General features: G+C 72.5%; 16 protein-coding genes. 9 read left to right on the plus strand and 7 right to left on the minus strand.

Annotated features, from left to right (window positions below):
- Nucleotides 1-43: 43 nt before the first annotated feature.
- Nucleotides 44-673, plus strand: a complete 630-nt coding sequence (locus tag DT019_RS19300; protein ID WP_114038088.1) for a TetR/AcrR family transcriptional regulator — start codon at nucleotides 44-46, stop codon at nucleotides 671-673.
- Between the two features lie 60 nt (nucleotides 674-733).
- Here the strand turns inward: DT019_RS19300 and DT019_RS19305 are convergent, their stop codons facing one another.
- The gene (locus DT019_RS19305) at nucleotides 734-1,978 is read right to left on the minus strand and encodes a glycoside hydrolase family 18 protein (protein ID WP_114038089.1); all 1,245 of its coding nucleotides are present in this window, start codon (nucleotides 1,976-1,978) and stop codon (nucleotides 734-736) included.
- 356 nt (nucleotides 1,979-2,334) lie between these two features.
- Here DT019_RS19305 and DT019_RS19310 point away from each other — a divergent pair, with 356 nt between their 5' ends.
- The 3 genes from DT019_RS19310 (at nucleotide 2,335) to DT019_RS19325 (ending at nucleotide 6,842) form a co-directional block, all read left to right on the plus strand.
- Nucleotides 2,335-3,507 carry an acyl-CoA dehydrogenase family protein gene (locus tag DT019_RS19310; RefSeq protein WP_114038090.1) on the plus strand — a complete coding sequence of 391 codons (1,173 nt, stop codon included), beginning with the start codon at nucleotides 2,335-2,337 and terminating at the stop codon, nucleotides 3,505-3,507.
- Nucleotides 3,508-4,592: 1,085 nt separating this feature from the next.
- Nucleotides 4,593-5,717: a hypothetical protein gene (locus tag DT019_RS19320; protein ID WP_114038091.1), complete on the plus strand. Its 1,125-nt coding sequence runs from the start codon at nucleotides 4,593-4,595 to the stop codon at nucleotides 5,715-5,717.
- 24 nt (nucleotides 5,718-5,741) lie between these two features.
- A complete protein-coding gene (locus DT019_RS19325; RefSeq protein WP_114038092.1) occupies nucleotides 5,742-6,842 on the plus strand; it encodes a phosphotransferase family protein in 1,101 nt (366 codons plus the stop codon).
- Nucleotides 6,843-6,899: 57 nt separating this feature from the next.
- Here the strand turns inward: DT019_RS19325 and DT019_RS19330 are convergent, their stop codons facing one another.
- On the minus strand, nucleotides 6,900-7,322 hold the full coding sequence (locus DT019_RS19330; RefSeq protein WP_114038093.1) for a hypothetical protein: 423 nt from the start codon (nucleotides 7,320-7,322) through the stop codon (nucleotides 6,900-6,902).
- 203 nt (nucleotides 7,323-7,525) lie between these two features.
- On the opposite strand from DT019_RS19330, the gene DT019_RS19335 reads away from it, so the two are divergent.
- From DT019_RS19335 to fxsA, 4 genes are all read left to right on the plus strand, one after another.
- Entirely contained in the window at nucleotides 7,526-7,966 is a 441-nt protein-coding gene (locus tag DT019_RS19335; protein ID WP_053724457.1) for an Lrp/AsnC family transcriptional regulator, read from the plus strand.
- A 109-nt stretch (nucleotides 7,967-8,075) separates the two neighbouring features.
- Nucleotides 8,076-9,722 carry an amidohydrolase gene (locus DT019_RS19340; protein WP_114038094.1) on the plus strand — a complete coding sequence of 549 codons (1,647 nt, stop codon included), beginning with the start codon at nucleotides 8,076-8,078 and terminating at the stop codon, nucleotides 9,720-9,722.
- A 574-nt stretch (nucleotides 9,723-10,296) separates the two neighbouring features.
- Nucleotides 10,297-11,064 carry a polyprenol monophosphomannose synthase gene (locus tag DT019_RS19345; RefSeq protein ID WP_114038095.1) on the plus strand — a complete coding sequence of 256 codons (768 nt, stop codon included), beginning with the start codon at nucleotides 10,297-10,299 and terminating at the stop codon, nucleotides 11,062-11,064.
- Between the two features lie 60 nt (nucleotides 11,065-11,124).
- A complete protein-coding gene (fxsA, locus tag DT019_RS19350; protein ID WP_114038096.1) occupies nucleotides 11,125-11,694 on the plus strand; it encodes an FxsA family membrane protein in 570 nt (189 codons plus the stop codon).
- 99 nt (nucleotides 11,695-11,793) lie between these two features.
- On the opposite strand, the gene DT019_RS19355 is transcribed toward fxsA, so the two are convergent.
- The 4 genes from DT019_RS19355 to DT019_RS19370 all read right to left on the minus strand — a co-directional run bounded on the left by DT019_RS19355 (nucleotide 11,794) and on the right by DT019_RS19370 (nucleotide 15,309).
- Nucleotides 11,794-12,168, minus strand: coding sequence for an RNA polymerase-binding protein RbpA (locus DT019_RS19355; RefSeq protein WP_053724453.1), 375 nt, complete (start codon nucleotides 12,166-12,168; stop codon nucleotides 11,794-11,796).
- A gap of 254 nt (nucleotides 12,169-12,422) precedes the next feature.
- Nucleotides 12,423-13,793: an MFS transporter gene (locus DT019_RS19360; RefSeq protein WP_114038097.1), complete on the minus strand. Its 1,371-nt coding sequence runs from the start codon at nucleotides 13,791-13,793 to the stop codon at nucleotides 12,423-12,425.
- A 47-nt stretch (nucleotides 13,794-13,840) separates the two neighbouring features.
- Nucleotides 13,841-14,605: a glycerophosphodiester phosphodiesterase gene (locus tag DT019_RS19365; protein WP_114038098.1), complete on the minus strand. Its 765-nt coding sequence runs from the start codon at nucleotides 14,603-14,605 to the stop codon at nucleotides 13,841-13,843.
- Between the two features lie 17 nt (nucleotides 14,606-14,622).
- Nucleotides 14,623-15,309, minus strand: a complete 687-nt coding sequence (locus DT019_RS19370; protein ID WP_114038099.1) for a YczE/YyaS/YitT family protein — start codon at nucleotides 15,307-15,309, stop codon at nucleotides 14,623-14,625.
- Nucleotides 15,310-15,410: 101 nt separating this feature from the next.
- On the opposite strand from DT019_RS19370, the gene DT019_RS19375 reads away from it, so the two are divergent.
- The gene (locus tag DT019_RS19375; protein WP_114038100.1) at nucleotides 15,411-16,913 is read left to right on the plus strand and encodes a PLP-dependent aminotransferase family protein; all 1,503 of its coding nucleotides are present in this window, start codon (nucleotides 15,411-15,413) and stop codon (nucleotides 16,911-16,913) included.
- A gap of 45 nt (nucleotides 16,914-16,958) precedes the next feature.
- Here DT019_RS19375 and DT019_RS19380 read toward each other — a convergent pair whose 3' ends face one another.
- On the minus strand, nucleotides 16,959-18,569 hold the full coding sequence (locus DT019_RS19380; RefSeq protein WP_114038101.1) for a hypothetical protein: 1,611 nt from the start codon (nucleotides 18,567-18,569) through the stop codon (nucleotides 16,959-16,961).
- Between the last annotated feature and the right edge of the window lie 71 nt (nucleotides 18,570-18,640).

Genomic DNA, 18,640 nt, shown 5'->3' on the forward strand with positions numbered 1-18,640 from the left:
CATACTGCGGGCATCCTGTGGCAGTTGGAGAGTAGGGCCGAATTTGAATAATAGTCAACAGCGCGGAACGACCGTAAAATCCCAGGTCCGTCGCTCCGAACTCATCGCAACCGGCCGGAAGTTGTTCGCCGACACCTCCTACGACGCCCTGTCGATGGACGACATCGCCCAGCACGCCGGGGTCGCCAAGGGGTTGATCTACTACTACTTCAAGTCCAAACGGGGCTACTACCTGGCCATAGTCGAGGACTCCGTGGCGGACCTGGTGTCGCGCGCCGCGAGCGACACCGACCTGCCCCGCGCCGAACGGGTCCACCGCACCATCGACGGCTACCTCCGGTACGCCGAGCACCATCAGGCGGCCTACCGGACGATCGTCAGCGGCGGTGTCGGCTTCGACACCCAGGTGCAGGCCATCCGGGACGCGGTGCGCGAGGAGTTGATAGCGACCATCGCCGAGGGCGCCTACGGCCGTCGCGCGATACCCGCCCTGGCCCGGCTCGCCCTGGTCGGCTGGCTGGGCACCGTGGAGAGCGTCACGCTCGACTGGCTGGGATCCCTGGAGCCGCCGCGCGACACGGTGCGCGAGCTGCTGGTGCGGATGCTGCGCCACACGCTGGACACCATCGAGGAGTTCGACCCGTCCTGTCCGGCCCCGGAGCCGTCCGCCTAGGCCGGGGCATGCCGCAGGGGCGGCCGGCGACCGCCGACCGCCCCTGGCCCAAGTGCCGTGCTAGTGGATCGACTTGATCAGCTCGCCGTTGCTCGTGTCGCCGCTCAGCTCCCAGAAGAAGGTGCCGCCGAGGCCGTGGCTGTTCTTGTAGGTCATCTTCCCGGCGATGGTGGCCGGGGTGTCATAGCTCCACCAGTTGTTGCCGCAGTACGCGTAGGCCGTCCCCGCGACGGTGCCGTTGGCGGGGCACTTGGACCTGAGCACCTTGTAGTCGTCGATGCCCTGCTCGTAGGTGCCCGCCGCGGGCCCCGTCGCGGTGCCGCCCGGCGCCTTCTGCGTCACGCCCGTCCAGCCGCGCCCGTAGAACCCGATGCCGAGCAGGAGCTTGCCCGGCGGGATGCCGAGGCCCTTGAGCTTGCTGATGGCCGCGTCGGTGTCGAAGCCCTGGGTGGGGATCTGGCTGTAGGAGGTCAGCGGTGAGTGCGGGGCGGTCGGGCCCTTGGCCGCCCAGGCGCCGAAGAAGTCGTACGTCATCGGGTTGTACCAGTCGACGTACTGGGCCGCGCCCGCGTAGTCGGTGGCGTCCATCTTGCCCTTCGCCGAGGCGTCGGCGGTGATGGCGGCGGTGACCAGGCCGGAGCGGCCGAACTTCGAACGCAGCGCCGCCAGCAGGTTCTTGAAGGCCTCGCGCCCGCTGGTGTCGCAGGTGAGCCCGCAGGCGTTGGGGTACTCCCAGTCGATGTCGATGCCGTCGAAGACGTCCGCCCAGCGCGGGTCCTTGACCAGCGAGTAGCAGGAGTCGGCGAACGCGGCCGGGTTCTTCGCGGCCTCGCCGAACCCGCCCGACCAGGTCCAACCGCCGAACGACCAGAGGACCTTGAGCCCGGGGTGCTTCTTCTTGAGCTCGCGCAGCTGGTTGATGCTGCCGGCCACCGGCTGGTCCCACTTGTCGGCGGTGCCGTCGACGCTGGAGGACGCGTCGTACGTCTTCTGGTAGTCGGCGTAGGCGTCGCCGACGGCGCACTTGCCGCCGGTGACGTTCCCGAACGCGTAGTTGATGTGGGTCAGCCGGGCGGCCGAGCCCGAGGTCTCGATGTTCTTCACGTGGTAGTTGCGCTGGTAGACGCCCCAGTCGGTGAAGTACCCGACGACCTTGGAGCCCGCCGCCGCGGCGCGCGGGGCCTCGGGGGTCCGGTCGGGGGAAGCGGTGGCGCTGCCCGCGCCGGCGAGCAGGGCGACGCCGAGCGCGCCGGTACACGCGGCGGCGGTCAGCGCTCTGAGGCGGGCGGAACGGGGTCCGAGCATCGTGATCTCCTCGTGGGGAAGGGGAGAGTGGGGCCGGGCACGACTGCTTTGACATGAACGCACAAAGTCGCTGAAGGGAACGCTAGAAGGACTAGACCAGTGCGGTCAATGGTGCGCCCGCTTCCGCGGCGCTGGATTCCGGCGCGCGCTGCCGCCGGGAGCCCGGTGGAAATCGTGATCTTGGGGCCAGTGACGCGACGCGTCCGATCGGGCATACTCACAGCGCCACGGCCGCCCGCCTGCTACTTCCGTGACCCGGAGGGGAAGGTAACGGCCGTAGAGCAGAGTCACCGGCGGCGCCGCCACACCCTGCGCGTGCGTCCGTCGAAGCGCCCGACAGGGAGGAGAGCGCCGCCATGCCCGACCGTGCCCCACAGCCGGTGGAACGACAGCTGCCCACCGAAGAGGCCCGGGACCTTGTCGCGCTGGTGCGCGACATCGTCCAGCGGGAGATCGCGCCTCGGGCCGCCGAGCAGGAGGACGCCGGGCACTTCCCGCGCGAGATCTTCACCCTGCTCTCCGAATCCGGCCTTCTCGGGCTCCCGTACGACTCCGAGTTCGGCGGCGGCGACCAGCCCTACGAGGTCTACCTCCAGGTGCTCGAAGAGCTCGCCTCGGCCCGCCTCACGGTCGGCCTCGGCGTGAGCGTCCACTCGCTCGCCTGCCACGCGCTGGCGGGCTACGGCACCAAGGAGCAGCAGTCCGAGCACCTGCCCGCCATGCTCGGCGGCGGTCTGCTCGGCGCGTACTGCCTCTCCGAGCCCTCCTCGGGATCCGACGCCGCCTCGCTGCGCACCAAGGCCGTGCGGGACGGGGCCGACTGGATCATCACCGGCACCAAGGCCTGGATCACCCATGGCGGGATCGCCGACTTCTACACCGTGCTGGCCCGCACCGGCGGCGAAGGCGCCCGGGGCATCACGGCCTTCCTCGTCCCGGGCGACGCCGAGGGGCTGAGCGCGGCCGCGCCCGAGAAGAAGATGGGCATGAAGGGCTCGCCCACCGCCCAGCTCCACTTCGACGGCGTACGCGTCCCCGACGCCCGCCGCGTCGGCGAGGAGGGCCAGGGCTTCGCGATCGCGCTCTCCGCGCTCGACTCGGGGCGCCTCGGCATCGCGGCCTGCGCGATCGGCGTCGCCCAGGCCGCCCTCGACGAGGCCCTCGCGTACGCCACCGGTCGCGAGCAGTTCGGCCGTCCCATCGCCGACTTCCAGGGCCTGCGCTTCATGCTCGCCGACATGGCGACCCAGATCGAGGCGGGCCGCGCGCTGTACCTGGCCGCCGCCCGGCTCCGCGACGCGGGCCGCCCCTTCTCCCGCCAGGCCGCGATGGCCAAGCTGTTCTGCACGGACGCCGCGATGAAGGTGACCACGGACGCCGTCCAGGTTCTGGGGGGTTACGGCTACACGGCCGACTTCCCCGTCGAGCGATTCATGCGCGAGGCGAAGGTCCTTCAGATCGTCGAGGGCACCAACCAGATCCAGCGCATGGTCATCGCCCGCCACCTCGCTGGTCCGGAGACCCGCTGACCCCTGCCGCGCCGCGCCCCGGCCACACCGGGGCCGCCGCGAGCCGGGCCCACTCCTGGTCCCGGTGGCCCGGGAGGGTCCGCCCACTACTGGCCCAATGGTGGAGCAGGGCCTGGTAGATGGGCGCGTCAGCGTGGTGCAGAACCGATTCTTCTGTGGTGGAGGCGGGGGTGGGCGGCGCGAGTCGGCGCCGTCCTCGGCCGGGTGCGGTCGAATAGAGCAAACTCATAGCTTGGCCAACGCGACCCGCCGCGCGGGGGTCACCCCCGGGGGGATTCGGCCCTACGTCCGAACCCTGCCCGCCCCAGGCGCCGCCCTTCGCGCCTCCAGCCCCCTTCGCCTGGCACCGCTGCGGGTCGCCCGCCTCGGGTGACTCAGGCCCCCCTCGCGTTAACTCCCGCCTCCCTGCGGCCTGTTCGCGCTCCGAACCCTGAGGTGGCTCCACGCGGTTCCCGTGCCTCTTGGCCCGTTGGGGTGCAGGTACGTGGCGGTGTGGCCCCTGGGCCCGGTGTGTCGTCGGCTTTCGGCCGTGCGGGGTTGTTCGCGCAGTTCCCCGCGCCCCTGAGGGGGTTGGTGTGGGGGTGTGGTTGTGCCGACCCGGGTCCGGTGTGTTGTCGGCTTTCGGCTGTGTGGGGTTGCTCGCGCAGTTCCTCGCGCCCCTGGGGGGTGTGGCTTGGAGGGGGTGTGGTTGTGCGGCCCCCGGGCTCGGTGTGTTGTCGGCTTTCGGCCGTCGGCGGCTGTTCGCGCAGTTCCTCGCGCCCCTGGGGGTGTTGGTGTCCCTGGCCGCCCTGTGGGGGTGGCTGGGAGCGCGTCTCGGGCGCGAAACGGGGGGCAGGGCCGCCGGGAGGGGTGCAGGGGACGGAGTCCCCGCGGGGTCTGGGGCGGAGCCCCAGGAGCGGGACAATCCAATCCCCGTCACGGGTGGGTGGGTGGGGAACTCCCCCCGGGGGGTGGGAACCATCCAACCCCCGTCACGGGTGGGTGGGCAACTCCCCCCGGGGGAGGGGGCGGGTGCCGTTCGGGGTATGGCGAGGCGAGGGGAGCTGACGTACCGTCAGGTCTGCCGTTCACGCCGGAGGTTGCCCATGCCGCCCCAGGACCGCCCCGTCCCTCTCGACGAGTACCCCATCCACCAGGCCCCGCTCTCGATGAAGCACGTCGTGACCGGCGACCGCAACGCCTACGACCGCTGCATCTTCCACGTCTTCGACCACCACGGCCGCGCCCTGCTCATCGCGGGCCTCGGCGTCTACCCCAACACCGGGGTGATCGACGCCTACGCCACCCTCCGCGTGGGCGACCTGCTGCACGCCGTCCGTGCCTCCGACGCCCTCACGGACGACCGTATGAACCTCGCCGTCGGTCCCCTGCGGATCACCGTTGACGTCCCGCTGCGCCGCCTCGGCCTGCACTGCGCTCCCGATCCGGGCGACCCGGGTTCACTCTCGTACGACATCGTCTGGAACGCCGACTTCCCCGCGCTGTGGGAACCCCATCACGTGCAGCGCCGGGGGGACCGGCTCACGCTGGAGGGGCGGCGGTTCGTGCAGGCGGGCCGGTGCGAGGGCGTGATCCGCGTCGGTGGCGAGGAGACGGCCGTGACGGCGGGGGAGTGGACCGGGACGCGCGACCGCAGCTGGGGAGTGCGGCCGATCCCCGGCGAGGACGCCGGGCGCGGCGACGAGTACCGGCCCGAGGGCTTCCACTGGCTCTGGGTCCCGGCCCGGTTCGACGACCGGTTCGTGATGGTCGTCGCCCAGGAGGACGCCGACGGCTACCGCACCCTGAACGAGGCGGTACTGGTGCGCGACGGTCACCCCGATGCCCAACTCGGCTGGCCCCAGGCCGACATCACCTACCGCCCCGGCACCCGCCACCCCGAACGCGCGGTCATCCACCTCACCGACAAGGCCCGCAAACCCCTCGAGCTCGGCGTCGAGGTCCTCGCCTCCTCGCCGCTGGCGGTCGGCGCCGGCTACCCGCCCGCCGACGGCTGGCAGCACGGCACCTGGCAGGGCCGCGGCTGGACCGACCGGCAGGTCTACGACCTGTCCGACCCGGCCGCCCACCCGATGGCCGCGTACGGAGTCACCGACCATGCCGCCCGCTTCACCCTCGACGGGCGGACCGGATACGGGATCTTCGAGCACGGCAGCTTCGGCCGCCACGACCCCAGCGGCTTCGCCGACTACACCTCCGTAGCCCCCTGAGGCCCTCCGTGAAGGAGCACGCCCATGGCCACCGCGCCCCGTCCCCGCACCTCCACCCGCGACCCCGAGGACGTCGGACGCCGCCTCACCGCCTGGCTGGACGCCCGGCTGCCCGGCGCACGCGTCGGTGACATCCGGGTGCCGTCCTCCAACGGCATGTCCAGCGAGACCCTCCTCTTCGACATCGAGCACCCCGACACCCCCGTCCGCGCCTGCGCCCTGCGGCTCGCCGCCGACCCGGCCGCGTACACCGTCTTCCCCGTGTACGACATGGGCCGTCAGTACCGCGTCATGCGCCTGGTCGCCGAGCACACCGACGTTCCCGTGCCGCGGGTGCGCTGGCTGGAAGAGGACCCCGAGCCGCTCGGCGCGCCGTTCTTCGTGATGGACCGGGCCGAGGGACGCGTCCCGCCGGACGTCATGCCCTACACCTACGAGGGCAACTGGCTGCACGCCGCCACCGACGCCGAGCGCGCCCGCCTCCAGGAGGGCACCGTGTCCGTGCTCGCGCGCCTGCACAGTCAATTCCCGCCAGGGGAAGCTGAGTTCCTGCTGCCGGACGCGAACCCCCGGGACTCCGCGCTGCGTCGGCACGTGGAGGCCCAACGGGGCTACTACCGCTGGGTGGTTGAGGGAGTTCCGCGCTCACCCCTCATTGAGGCGGCCTTCGACTGGCTCGACGCGCACTGGCCCGCGGACGAGGGGCCCTCGGTCCTCACCTGGGGAGACGCGCGCATCGGCAACATCGTCTACGACGGCTTCGACCCGGCGGCCGTCCTCGACTGGGAGATGGCCGCCTGCGGCCCGCGCGAACTCGACCTCGGCTGGACCGTCTATCTGCACCGCTTCTTCCAGGACCTGACGGTGGCCTTCGGCCAGCCGGGTCTCCCCGGCTTCCTGCGCCGCGAGGACATCGAGCGACGCTACGCCGAACTCACCGGCCACACCCCGCGCGACATGGAGTTCCACACCCTGTACGCGGCGCTGCGGCACGCCGTGGTCATGCTCCGGATCGCCTACCGGCAGCTGCACTTCGGCGAGGTCGAGCCGCCCGCGGACCCGGACGCGCTGATCATGCACCGGGCCAGTCTTGAGGCCATGGTGCAGGGTACGTACTGGAGTTGAGCGCTCGTCGGCCGGACGCCCCCCTGTGGCGTCCGGCCCGCGGAGCCTGTCGCGCGCTCAGGCGGCGCGGCGCATCTGCGGCACGCGCAGCGGGCGCGAGCCCGGTCCCCCGACGTGCGAGAACGGCTGGGTGCGCCAGTCCAGCCCCTGCGGGAGCGTGAGCAGCAGCGCGGTGTCCTGCTCCTGGACGTCGAGCGACTCGTCCGCCGCCTTCGCCTCCGCCGCGGGACGCCCGGTCCCGGCGCACACGGTCAGGACGAACGGGTTCCACGGGCTGGGGCACAGGGCGTGCTCGGGCAGCTCGTCCTCGTCGGCGAGCAGCGCGATCGGCTGGGCGCAGTCCGGGCAGACCACCCGGTACATCTCGAAGGTGTCGTACGCGTCGAGCGAGTCGTCCTCGTCGACGAGCTCGGCGATATCGACAGGGTCCGGTTCGGTACGTTCACGTTCCGTACGTCCGGTGCGCTTGGGATTCTGCATTGGGACACTCCCCCTCGGGTGGGCCGGCATTGCGCCGCGGCCGCGACCAAAGCAAGCACTTCCCGCCAGGCCGTGGCGATAACCACGAGGCCCCCGCCGAGCCGTCCGCAAACCTGTGGCGTTCGTCACATGCCGCCCGCAGGTGCCGATTCGGGCGCCGCCCGACTGTGCCGGAAGCGACCCGGGGCAATAGGTTGATCGCCATGGAGGAGCTGGACCGTCAGATTGTGGATCTGCTCGTCAAGGACGGGCGGATGAGCTACACCGACCTGGGCAAGGCCACCGGCCTGTCCACCTCGGCGGTGCACCAGCGGGTACGCCGTCTCGAACAGCGCGGTGTCATCCGCGGCTACGCCGCTGTCGTGGACCCCGAGGCGGTGGGCCTGCCGCTGACCGCGTTCATCTCGGTCAAACCCTTCGACCCCAGCGCCCCCGACGACATCGCGGAGCGGCTGGCGGGCGTGCCGGAGCTGGAGGCCTGCCACAGCGTGGCCGGGGACGAGAACTACATCCTCAAGGTGCGGGTGGCGACCCCGCTGGAGCTGGAGCACCTGCTGACCCGCATCCGCACCCTGGCCGGCGTCTCGACCCGTACCACCGTCGTCCTGTCCACCCCGTACGAGGCGCGGCCGCCGCACATCTGAGCCGTCCCGGCGGGGCGGCCGCGCGCCCGTCCACGCCCGACGGGCGCGGCCGCCGCGCATCCGGCCCACCCCGTACGGGGCGTGGCCGCCGCGTCTTTAGGCTGTCTCCATGAGTTCCGCGAGTTCCGCACCCGAAGAGACCGCCCACCGCACCGTCCTGCTGCGCGGGGGCGACGTGCACAGCCCCGCCGACCCCTTCGCCACCGCGATGGTCGTCGAGCGCGGACACGTGGCCTGGGTCGGCTCGGAAGGCGCCGCGGACGCCTTCGCGGGCGGGGTGGACGAGGTCGTCGACCTCGAAGGCGCCCTGGTCACCCCGGCGTTCACCGACGCACATGTGCACACCACCGCCACCGGCCTGGCCCTGACCGGCCTCGACCTGACCCCGGCCCGCACCCTGGCCGAGGCCCTCGACGCCGTACGCGCCCACGCCGCCGCCCGCCCCGAGGACCGGGTGCTGCTCGGTCACGGCTGGGACGCCGCCCGCTGGCCCGAGCGGCGCCACCCCTCGCGCGCCGAACTCGACGCCGCCACCGGCGGGCGCCCGCTCTACCTGCCCCGCGTCGACGTCCACTCGGCCGTCGTCACCACCGCCCTGCTCGACCTCGTCCCCGGCGTCCGTGACCTGGCCGGATACCGGGACGGCGAGCCGCTCACCGGTGCCGCGCACCACGCGGTGCGGGCCGCCGCGCACGGCGCGGTCACCCCGCGCCAGCGCACCGAGGCGCAGCGCGCGGCCCTGCGGCACGCCGCCTCCCTGGGCATCGGCAGCGTCCACGAGTGCGGCGGCCCCGAGATCTCCGACGAGGACGACTTCACCTCGCTGCTGAGGCTGTCGCGCGAGGAGGCCGGGCCGCGGGTGTTCGGCTACTGGGCCGAGCGCGTCACCGGGGCCAAGGACGCCGATCGCATCCGCGAACTCGGTGCGGTGGGCGCGGCCGGAGACCTCTTCGTGGACGGCTCGCTCGGCTCCCACACCGCCTGCCTGCACGCCCCGTACGCGGACGCCCCGCACACCGGGACCGGCCACCTGGACGTGGCCGGCATCGCCGCCCATGTGGCTGCCTGTACCGAGGCGGGAATCCAGGCGGGCTTCCACGCGATCGGTGACGCCGCCGTCACCGCCGTCGTCGAGGGAGTCCGGGCCGCCGCCGAGCAGGTGGGCCTCGCCCGGATCAGGGCCGCCCGGCACCGCGTCGAGCACGCCGAGATGCTCACCCCCGCCACGATCGCCGCCTTCGCCGAGCTCGGCCTCACGGCCTCCGTGCAGCCCGCGTTCGACGCGGTGTGGGGCGGCGAGGAAGGCATGTACGCCGAGCGGCTCGGCGTCGAGCGGGCCCGCACCCTCAACCCGTACGCGGCCCTGCTGCGGGCCGGGGTGCCGCTCGCCTTCGGCTCCGACTCGCCGGTGACCCCGCTCGACCCGTGGGGGACGGTGCGCGCGGCCGCCTTCCACCGCACCGCCGAGCACCGGATCTCGGCCCGGGCCGCCTTCACCGCCCACACCCGGGGCGGCTGGCGAGCCCTCGGCCGGGACGACGCGGGCACCCTGGTGCCCGGGGCTCCGGCCGACTACGCCATCTGGCGCGCCGAAGAACTGGTGGTCCAGGCCCCGGACGACCGGGTGGCCCGCTGGTCCACCGACCCGCGCTCGGGCACCCCGGGCCTGCCCGACCTCACGCCGGGCGCGGCCCTGCCGGTCTGTCTGCGCACCGTGGTGTTCGGACAAACGGTATTCGAGCGGCCGAACGAGTGACATAGGGACAATTCGTACCGTTGGCGGACGGCCGTCACGGCATCGCCACGACCTGCGGATCTTCGGCACTGGCCTGGTGATTTGAAAAAACGTCGCAGCTCACACCGCTGTTGACAGAAAGCGCCCAGGGGCCGGTAGGTTCGGCCGAGTCCACCACAGGACGTCCGACCGGTTAAAACCTCCACGCAGTCGTCGAACGCCGCTGGGTCATGGGGCGGGGTGCCGCACCGGCACCCCGTCACTGGGAGCCAGGTTCAGCGCCCGCGCCTCGGGGGCGAGGGAAGGTTTCAGCCGTGAGGGTGTCCCCCCTGCCCCTGCGGGCCCCGGGGACGGTGCGACCCGGGTGGGGCCCGGTCGCTCAGTAGACAACGGCTCTCGGTCGACCCGCAGCCAGCGGGTCCCAGGTCGGCCCGAAGGGCGCCGGGCCCCGGTACCGACACGTTCCCCACTTCCGGCATTCCGGCGGATCCCCGCCGCCATCCGGGCGCATCCGACACCACGCACCCTCGCGGTGCGGCCTGATCACGACCGCTCGCTATGGTGGACCTCTGCGTACGGACAATAAGGGGCAGCAGTGAACGACGGCGGTCAGAGGCGGTACGGCCCGCTGGGCAAAGCCTTGGTGATCATTCCGACCTACAACGAGGCGGAGAACATCAAGCCGATCGTCGCCCGCGTCAGAGCGGCGGTCCCCGAGGCCCACATTCTGGTCGCCGACGACAACAGCCCTGACGGCACGGGCAAGTTCGCCGACGAGATCGCGGCCGAGGACGACCAGGTGCACGTGCTGCACCGCAAGGGCAAGGAAGGCCTCGGCGCGGCCTACCTGGCGGGCTTCCGCTGGGGCATCGAGCACGACTACGGCGTGCTCGTCGAGATGGACGCCGACGGCTCCCACCAGCCCGAGGAACTGCCCCGGCTGCTCACCGCCCTCAAGGGCGCCGACCTGGTGCTCGGCTCCCGTTGGGTGCCCGGCGGCCGGATCGTGAACTGGCCCAAGTACCGCGAGTTCATCTCGCGCGGCGGCTCCACCTACTCCCGGCTGCTCCTCGGCGTCCCGATCCGCGACGTCACCGGCGGCTACCGGGCCTTCCGCCGCGAGACCCTCGAAGGCCTCGGCCTCGACGAGGTCGCCTCCGCCGGCTACTGCTTCCAGGTCGACCTGGCCCGCCGCGCGGTCGGCGCCGGCTTCCATGTGGTCGAGGTACCCATCACGTTCGTCGAGCGCGAACGCGGCGACTCGAAGATGAGCAACGACATCCTGGTCGAGGCGCTCTGGCGGGTCACGGCCTGGGGCGTCGGCTCGCGCGCCAACAAACTCCTGGGCCGCAAGCCTTCGTGACCAGGGCGTACTGATCCGCTCCTTACGCCGTCCGGATCGGCTCCCAGGCACACTGGGAGCATGACGACCGGCACTCCGCCTCCCACCGAAGCTCCCAAGCGCTCGCGCGCCCGCACCTTCGTCCCTCTGGGGATCGCCGCCTGGCTGGTCCTGGAGATCTGGCTGCTCACCGTGGTGGCCGGAGCGACCAGCGGCCTCACGGTCCTGCTGCTGCTCATCGGCGGCCTGCTGCTCGGCAGTTACGTCATCAAGCGGGCCGGGCGCCGCGCCTTCCGCAACCTCACCCGGACGTTCCAGCAGGAGCAGTCCGGGGCCGCCCCGCAGGCTGCCGGGCCGGGCGGCGAGGGCAACGCGCTCACGATGCTGGGCGGTCTGCTGCTGATCATCCCCGGCTTCGTCTCGGACGCCCTGGGGCTGCTCTGCCTGGTGCCGCCGGTACGGAAGTTCGTGGCCCGGCGCGCCGAGCGCTCGCTGCGCGAGCGGATGCGGACCGCCGCTCCGGGCAGCTTCGGCGACGCCTTCCAGCAGGCCCGCATCCACTACCCGGACGGCAAGGTCGTGCCCGGCGAGGTCGTCCGGGACGACGCCCCGCGCGAGGACCTGGGTCCGCGCCCACCGCTGACACCCTGACCGGGACCGGTTGTGGTTCCGGCACAAAGCTGAGGGCCGGTCACACCATCTGGTGTGACCGGCCCTCAGCTTTGTGCGCTGTATCGCCGAACTGTGCGATCAGGCGGACTTGCGGCTGTCGCGCGGATGCACGGCAATGTTCATGGTGCCGGAACGAAGGACCTCCAGCCTCTCGGCCAGAACCTCCTCCAGCTCCTCGCGGGTGCGCCGCTCCATGAGCATGTCCCAGTGCGTACGCGCGGGCTTGCCCTTCTTCTCCTCAGGACCGTCGCCGTCCACCAGGAGTGCGGGGGCCCCGCAGACCTTGCACTCCCACTCCGGCGGGATCTCCGCCTCCACCGAGAAGGGCATCTCAAAGCGATGTCCCTTCTCGCATGCGTACTCCACGGCCTGGCGCGGGGCCAGATCGATGCCGCGGTCGGTCTCGTAGCTGGTCACCACGAGGCGCGTGCCGCGAAGAGCTCGCTCACTCATGAATCGTGCCTCCCGGGCTTGTCGCCCACAGGACAGGTGTCACTGTCGTCGTCATCCGGTCAACGTCCGGTCGGCGGTAAAGATTCCCGTTCTGGGTCATGCGTCGCCGTCGTGCCGCCCCTTGTTGTACCCACCAGTGACCGGTTTGTCACATCTGACAGCAGATGTCACCCAGCGTCTTCCCTACTCGAGCACGCAGTAACGGTCCGCCTGGCAGGCCAAAGGCGTACACTACCGGCCTTTCACTTCGACGTCTAAATCCGCGCCGGAACAGGGTTTCCCGCGGCCGCCACGGCGGCCCGCACGGGAACCCGTGCGAGCAGCACGAACCCGGCCGCGAAGAAGACCACGAGCGAGATGATCGCATCCCGGTAGCTCCCGGTCAGCTGATACGCGAGACCGAACACCAATGGCCCCAGCCAGCTCAGTCCCCGGTCGCTCATCTCGTAGGCCGAGAAGTATTCGGCCTCCTTGCCGCTCGGGACCAGGTGTGAGAAGAGCGACCTCGACAGGGCCTGGCTGCCGCCGAGCACCGTCCCGATGGCTCCCGCCAGGACGAAGAAGAGCGCCGGCTCATGGGCGGGCAGGAAGAAACCGGCCGCGAGGATCACCGTCCAGACGGCGAGGGAGCCCAGGATCGTCCGCTTCGCGCCGTACGTCCGGGCCAGGCGCCCCATCCCGAGCGCGCCCCCCACCGCGAGCACCTGCACGAGGAGCACGGCCACGATGAGGGTGTCCTGGTCGAGCCCGAGCTCCTCGGACCCGTAGACCGAGGCCTGCGAGATCACCGTCTGCACACCGTCGTTGTAGATGAGGTACGCGAGGAGGAAGGCCAGGGTCAGCGGGCGGGCCCGCATGTCCCGCAGCGTCGCGATCAGCTGCCGCCAGCCCGCCCCCACCTTCCCCGCGGCAGCCGGCGCCGGGGCCACCCGGCGGTCGCGCAGCCGTTTCAGCGGGACCAGCGTGAAGGCGCCCCACCAGATGCCCGCCGAGGCCAGGCAGATCCGTACCGCCGTCGACTCGGACACCCCGAAGCGGTCGTGCCCCGCGTAGAGCACCAGGTTGAGGACGAGCACGCCGGCGCCCGAGGTGTAGCCGAAGGCCCAGCCGCGCGAGGACACCCGGTCGCGTTCCTCGGGGCCCGCGATCTGCGGCAGATACGCGTTGTAGAGGACCATCGACACCGACAGGGACGCGTTCGCGACGATCAGGAGCGCCGCGCCCAGCAGATAGCGGTGGCCGTCCAGGAAGAACATCCCGGCCGTCGCGGTCGCGCCCGTGTAGGCGGCGGCCGCGAGGAGCGGCTTCTTGCGGCCGCCGCGGTCGGCGGCGGCGCCCACGATCGGCATGAGGACCACCGCCAGGATCACCGACGCGGACACGGCGTACGCGAACAGCGAGCCCGCCCGCACCGCGATGCCCAGGGGGTGCACGAAACCGTCCGAGTCCGCCGCCGATTTCGCCAGAGCGGTCAGGTACGGGCCCAAAAAGACCGTGAGCACACTCGTCGAGTACACCGAGCAGGCGAAGTCGTAGAAGTACCAGCCCCGTTGCTCCCGCGCGCGGTCGGCCGCCCCCACCGGCTGATCGGTGCGGTCCGCCAGGTCCGTGGTCTCAGCGCCCATCGCGCGCCCCCTCGCTCGTGCCCCGTACGCGAGCGGTGGCCGCCGGGTCAGTTCCAGGCCCCCCGGTCGGTCAGTACCGTGCGCAGCGTCTCCAGATGATCGGTCATGATGCCATCCACGCCGAGGTCGAGCAGGGCCGTCATCCGAGCGGGATCGTTGATCGTCCAGACGTGGACCTGCAGGCCAAGGGCGTGCGCGGTCTGCACGAAGCGGCGGTCCACGACCGGGATGCCGCTCTGGCGCTCGGGCACCTGGGCGCTGACGGCGCCCGCGCGCAGCGGCACCGCGAGCCCGTAGGAGCGCAGTCGCAGCGCGGCGACACCGCGCACGCCGTACGACGTCGCCAGGCGCGGGCCCGCGAGCCGGTGGGCCCTGGCGACCCGGGCCTCCGAGAAGGAGCCGACGCAGACCCGGTCCCATGCGCCGGTGCGGCGGATCAGATCGATCAGCGGGACGAGCGCCGACTCGGCCTTGAGGTCGACGTTCCAGCGGGCGCCGGGGAAGGCCTCCAGGAGCTCCTCGAACAGCGGCAGCGGCTCCCGCCCGGCCACCCGGGCCCGCCGGACCTCGGCCCAGGGCAGCTCGGCGATCCTTCCCCGGGCATCGGTGACGCGGTCGAGCGTCGCGTCGTGGAAGGCGACCAGGCGCCCGTCGGCCGTGGTGTGCACATCGGTCTCGAAGTACCGGTAGCCCGCCTTCGCGGCCCGCTCGAAGGCGGCCGCGGTGTTCTCGATGCCGTCCGCCGCCCCGCCGCGGTGGGCGAACGGGATCGGCGACGGGTGGTCCAGATAGGGGTGGCGTACGCGAGTCACCGGGGAAGTATCGCGCGCTACGGTGTCGCCTCCGCGACGGCCGTGCCGCGTGCGGGTGCCGGGGAGGTGACCTCGAACGCGGGGGCGGGGGACGCGCCCGGTTGCGGGGCCCGGGGCGCTTCGGGGATCGCGAAGACGCGCAGGAAGAACTGGGCCAGCGGCCCGATCGCGAGCGCGTACAGCACCGTGCCGACGCCGAGCGAGCCGCCGAGCAGGAATCCGGTCGCCACCACGGCCACCTCGAGCGACGTGCGCACGAGCCGGATCGAGCGGCCCGTCGCCCGGTGCAGGCCCGTCATCAGGCCGTCGCGCGGGCCCGGGCCGAAGCGGGCCGAGATGTACAGGCCGGTCGCGGCGCCGTTGCAGACGATCCCGGCGGCCGTCAGCGGGACCTGGGCGAGCAGGCCGTGCACATCGGGCACGACGGCGAGCGTCCCGTCCATGAAGACGCCGATCGCGAAGACGTTGGACACGGTGCCGAGCCCCGGGCGCTGGCGCAGCGGGATCCACAGCAGCAGCACCGCCGCCCCGACGATGATCGACACGACGCCTATGGAGAGACCGGTGTGCCCCGCGAGGCCCTGGTGCAGCACACCCCAGGGTTCGAGGCCGAGCCCGGCGCGGACGAGCAGTCCCGAACTGACGCCGTACAGAGCGAGACCGACGTACAGCTGGAGCAGTCTCCGCGTGAGGTGCGTGGACACGGTGGTCCCCCCTGGGTGGTGGTAGTGGACTGACTCATGACACTGTGTGGCAGGGAAATGGACCCCAACCATGGCCAATTCCGGGAAGGTGGACTGACTTCATGGCGCAGTGGACCTCGGCGATCGGGCCTGCTCAGCTCGCCCGTCAGCTCACAGCACAGCAGCCCCGCCCGGTCGGCGCCGGGCTGCGCAAGCCGCCCGCCTACCGGGCGCTGGCCGACGGGATCCGGCTGCTCGTCCTCGAAGGCCGCGTCCCCGCCGCCGCCCGGCTGCCCGCCGAGCGCGAACTGGCCGCCGCCCTCTCGGTGAGCCGTACGACGGTCGCCGCCGCCTACGAGGCGCTGCGTGCCGAGGGTTTCCTCGAATCGCGGCGCGGCGCGGGCAGCTGGACCGCCGTGCCCGCCGGGCACCCGCTGCCCGGCCGGGGGCTCGAACCGCTCCCGCCCGAGTCGCTCGGCTCGATGATCGACCTGGGCTGCGCGGCCCTGCCCGCCCCCGAGCCCTGGCTGACCCGGGGCGTCCAGGGCGCGCTCGAAGAGCTTCCGCCGTACGCCCACACCCACGGAGACTATCCGGCGGGCCTGCCCGCGCTGCGCCAGATGCTGGCCGACCGCTACACCGCCCGCGGCATTCCGACGATGCCCGAGCAGATCATGGTGACCACCGGTGCGATGGGGGCGATCGACGCCATCTGTCATCTGTTCGCCGGACGCGGCGAGCGCATCGCCGTCGAGTCACCTTCCTACGCCAACATCCTCCAGCTCATGCGCGAAGCGGGCGCCCGGCTCGTGCCGATCGCCATGGCCGAGGGGCTGACCGGCTGGGACCTGCCGCGCTGGCGCCAGGTGCTCAGGGACGCCGCGCCCCGGCTCGCGTACGTCGTCGCCGACTTCCACAACCCCACCGGGGCGCTTGCCGACGAGGACCAGCGCCGCCGGCTCGTGGACGCGGCCCGCTCGGCCGGCACGGTGCTCGTCGTGGACGAGACGATGACCGAGCTGTGGCTGGACGAGGACCTCGACATGCCGCGCCCCGTCTGCACCTTCGACCCGGCCGGAGCCACCGTGCTCACGGTCGGCTCGGCGAGCAAGGCGTTCTGGGCGGGCATGCGCATCGGCTGGGTGCGGGCCGCCCCCGACATCATCCGCTCCCTGGTCGCCGCCCGCGCCTACGCCGATCTGGGCACCCCGGTCCTTGAGCAGCTCGCCGTCAACTGGCTCATGGCCACGGGCGGTTGGGAGCAGGCGGTCGAGTTGCGCCGCACCCAGGCCCGCGAGAACCGCGACGCCCTGGTGACGGCGGTGCGGCGCGAACTGCCCGACTGGGAGTTCCATGTGCCGCGCGGCGGACTCACGCTGTGGGTCCGCACCGGGGGCCTGTCGGGCTCCCGCCTGGCCGAGGTCGGCGAACGGGTCGGCGTTCGGGTGCCCTCCGGTCCCCGCTTCGGGGTCGACGGCGCCTTCGAGGGCTATGTGCGCTTGCCGTTCACGGTGGGCGGCCCGGTCGCGGACGAGGCGGCCGTACGCCTGGCCGCGGCGGCCCGCCTGGTGGAGACGGGCGGCGGATCCGGGGGCGCGGAGCCGCCGCGCACCTTCGTGGCGTGAGGGACGGGGGCGCCCACCGCTGACGTCCCGGCCCGTGCCCGCCCCTCAGCCCTCGGCCGGGACCGCCCGCACGGGCGCCGCTTCGACGGGTGCCGCCTCCACGGGAACGGTGTCCGCCACGACCGCCTCCACCGGTGTCGCCACCACCGGGCCCTCGCGGGCCGGGAGGAGGTCGAGGACCGCCTGGCGATGGGCCTCGGCCGTCGCGTCGTCGTACGGGTCCGGGGTCGCCGGGACCTGGAGGCGCAGCACCGGTCCCGTGCCGAGGCGGGCGTAGCCGCGGCCCGGGGGCACGTCCGGGGTGGGGGTGGTGTGCGGAGGGACGCCCAGGACCGATTCGACCTGGCCGGGCGAGACCGGGCCGAGGACCACGCGGGCCCGGGTGTGGCTGCGTACGGGCTCGGACAGGTCGTCCAGGGTGTCGAACTGCTCGGCGACGACGACCGTGACCCCGGCGGCCCGGCCGTGCCGCAGCGGGACCTGGAGCAGGTGCTGCGGGTCGGTGCGGCCGTCGGCAGCGGCCAGGTCCGCGAGGACGCTGGGACGGTCGAGCAGGATCCACAGCGGCCGCTTGGTGTCCTCGGGCGCGGGGCGGCCCGCCTGGCGGGCGCGGTTGGCGGCGATGAGACGGCGCTCGGTCTCGTGCGAGGCCCACTCCAGGGTGGCGAGGGCTCCGGCGAGGCCGCACTCGACGGCCAGGACGCCCGAGCGGCCCGTCAGACAGGCGTACTCGCCGGTTCCGCTGCCCTCGACGATCAGCAGGTCGCCGTGCTGGAGCGCCTGGAGCGCGATCGAGCGGAGCAGGGTCGTGGTGCCCGTGCCGGGCTGGCCGACGACCAGGAGGTGGGGTTCGGTGGAGCGGGGCCCCGTGCGCCAGACCACGGGAGGGGCGTCGTGGCTCGCCCCGCCGGTGGTCACCGGCATGGTCCGCTGCACGGCGTCGGCGTCCGTGAAGCCGAGGACGGTCTCGCCGGGCGAGGTCACGAAGCGCTGGGCGGCGATCGAGGTGGGCAGCGCGTCCAGGACGCTCATGACGAGCTGGTTCCCCTCCTCGTCCCAGGCGAAGTGGTATTCGCGGCCGCGCCCCGACTTGGTGTGCAGGAGCTGTTCGATGCGGGCGCGCGAGGCGGGCTCGCCGTCCGTGAAGTAGGCGGGGTAGCGCACCTGGAGCCGGGTGAGGCGGCCGCTGTCGTCGAACGCGTACTCGCCGAAGGCCTTGTCCCACTCACCTCCGTGGGAGAAGAGCGGGGCCGGGTCCTCGGGGACGGAGAAGTAGGGCACGAGTGCCTCGTAGAGGGCCTGGAGCCGGGCGAGTTCCGCCTCGTCCGGGCCGGTCTTGACGACCGGTTTCTCGCGGCCCTTCCAGGCGGCCGCGCCCATCACCGTGATCAGGGCGAGAAGCGGCCCGTACGGGATGAGCGCGACGACCAGGACGATGGCCGCCGTCAGGAACAGCGCGGGACCACGCCGTTCCTTGGGGGTGGCGGCCCATCTGCCGCGCAGGGCGGCGGCGATCAGCCGCAGGCCGCGGCTGATCGTGATGAGCGGATGGAGAACGTCGGTGGCGCTGTCGGCGGCCGTGCGCGCGATCTCGCGGCTGCGAACGATGGGTGCGCTGCTGCTGCTCAGAATGCGGGGGAGTGGTCGCCGGGCCACATCGTTCTCCTGGAGTCGGGTCCGCGCTGGTGCCGCGGCTCGGTCTGCCGTCGTACGGAGGGCGGCGGGAG

This window comes from Streptomyces sp. SDr-06 (assembly GCF_003324565.1).
In the GTDB taxonomy this organism is placed as follows: Bacteria; Actinomycetota; Actinomycetes; order Streptomycetales; family Streptomycetaceae; genus Streptomyces.

What these genes read in the sequence shown, in the direction of transcription:
- fxsA (WP_114038096.1), top strand. Translation starts at nt 11,125, where the DNA reads ATGACGACCGGCACTCCGCCTCCCACCGAAGCTCCCAAGCGCTCGCGC.
- DT019_RS19340 (WP_114038094.1), top strand. Translation starts at nt 8,076, where the DNA reads ATGAGTTCCGCGAGTTCCGCACCCGAAGAGACCGCCCACCGCACCGTC.
- DT019_RS19360 (WP_114038097.1), bottom strand. Translation starts at nt 13,793, where the DNA reads ATGGGCGCTGAGACCACGGACCTGGCGGACCGCACCGATCAGCCGGTG.
- DT019_RS19375 (WP_114038100.1), top strand. Translation starts at nt 15,411, where the DNA reads ATGGCGCAGTGGACCTCGGCGATCGGGCCTGCTCAGCTCGCCCGTCAG.
- DT019_RS19310 (WP_114038090.1), top strand. Translation starts at nt 2,335, where the DNA reads ATGCCCGACCGTGCCCCACAGCCGGTGGAACGACAGCTGCCCACCGAA.
- DT019_RS19320 (WP_114038091.1), top strand. Translation starts at nt 4,593, where the DNA reads ATGCCGCCCCAGGACCGCCCCGTCCCTCTCGACGAGTACCCCATCCAC.
- DT019_RS19335 (WP_053724457.1), top strand. Translation starts at nt 7,526, where the DNA reads ATGGAGGAGCTGGACCGTCAGATTGTGGATCTGCTCGTCAAGGACGGG.
- DT019_RS19305 (WP_114038089.1), bottom strand. Translation starts at nt 1,978, where the DNA reads ATGCTCGGACCCCGTTCCGCCCGCCTCAGAGCGCTGACCGCCGCCGCG.
- DT019_RS19355 (WP_053724453.1), bottom strand. Translation starts at nt 12,168, where the DNA reads ATGAGTGAGCGAGCTCTTCGCGGCACGCGCCTCGTGGTGACCAGCTAC.
- DT019_RS19325 (WP_114038092.1), top strand. Translation starts at nt 5,742, where the DNA reads ATGGCCACCGCGCCCCGTCCCCGCACCTCCACCCGCGACCCCGAGGAC.
- DT019_RS19330 (WP_114038093.1), bottom strand. Translation starts at nt 7,322, where the DNA reads ATGCAGAATCCCAAGCGCACCGGACGTACGGAACGTGAACGTACCGAA.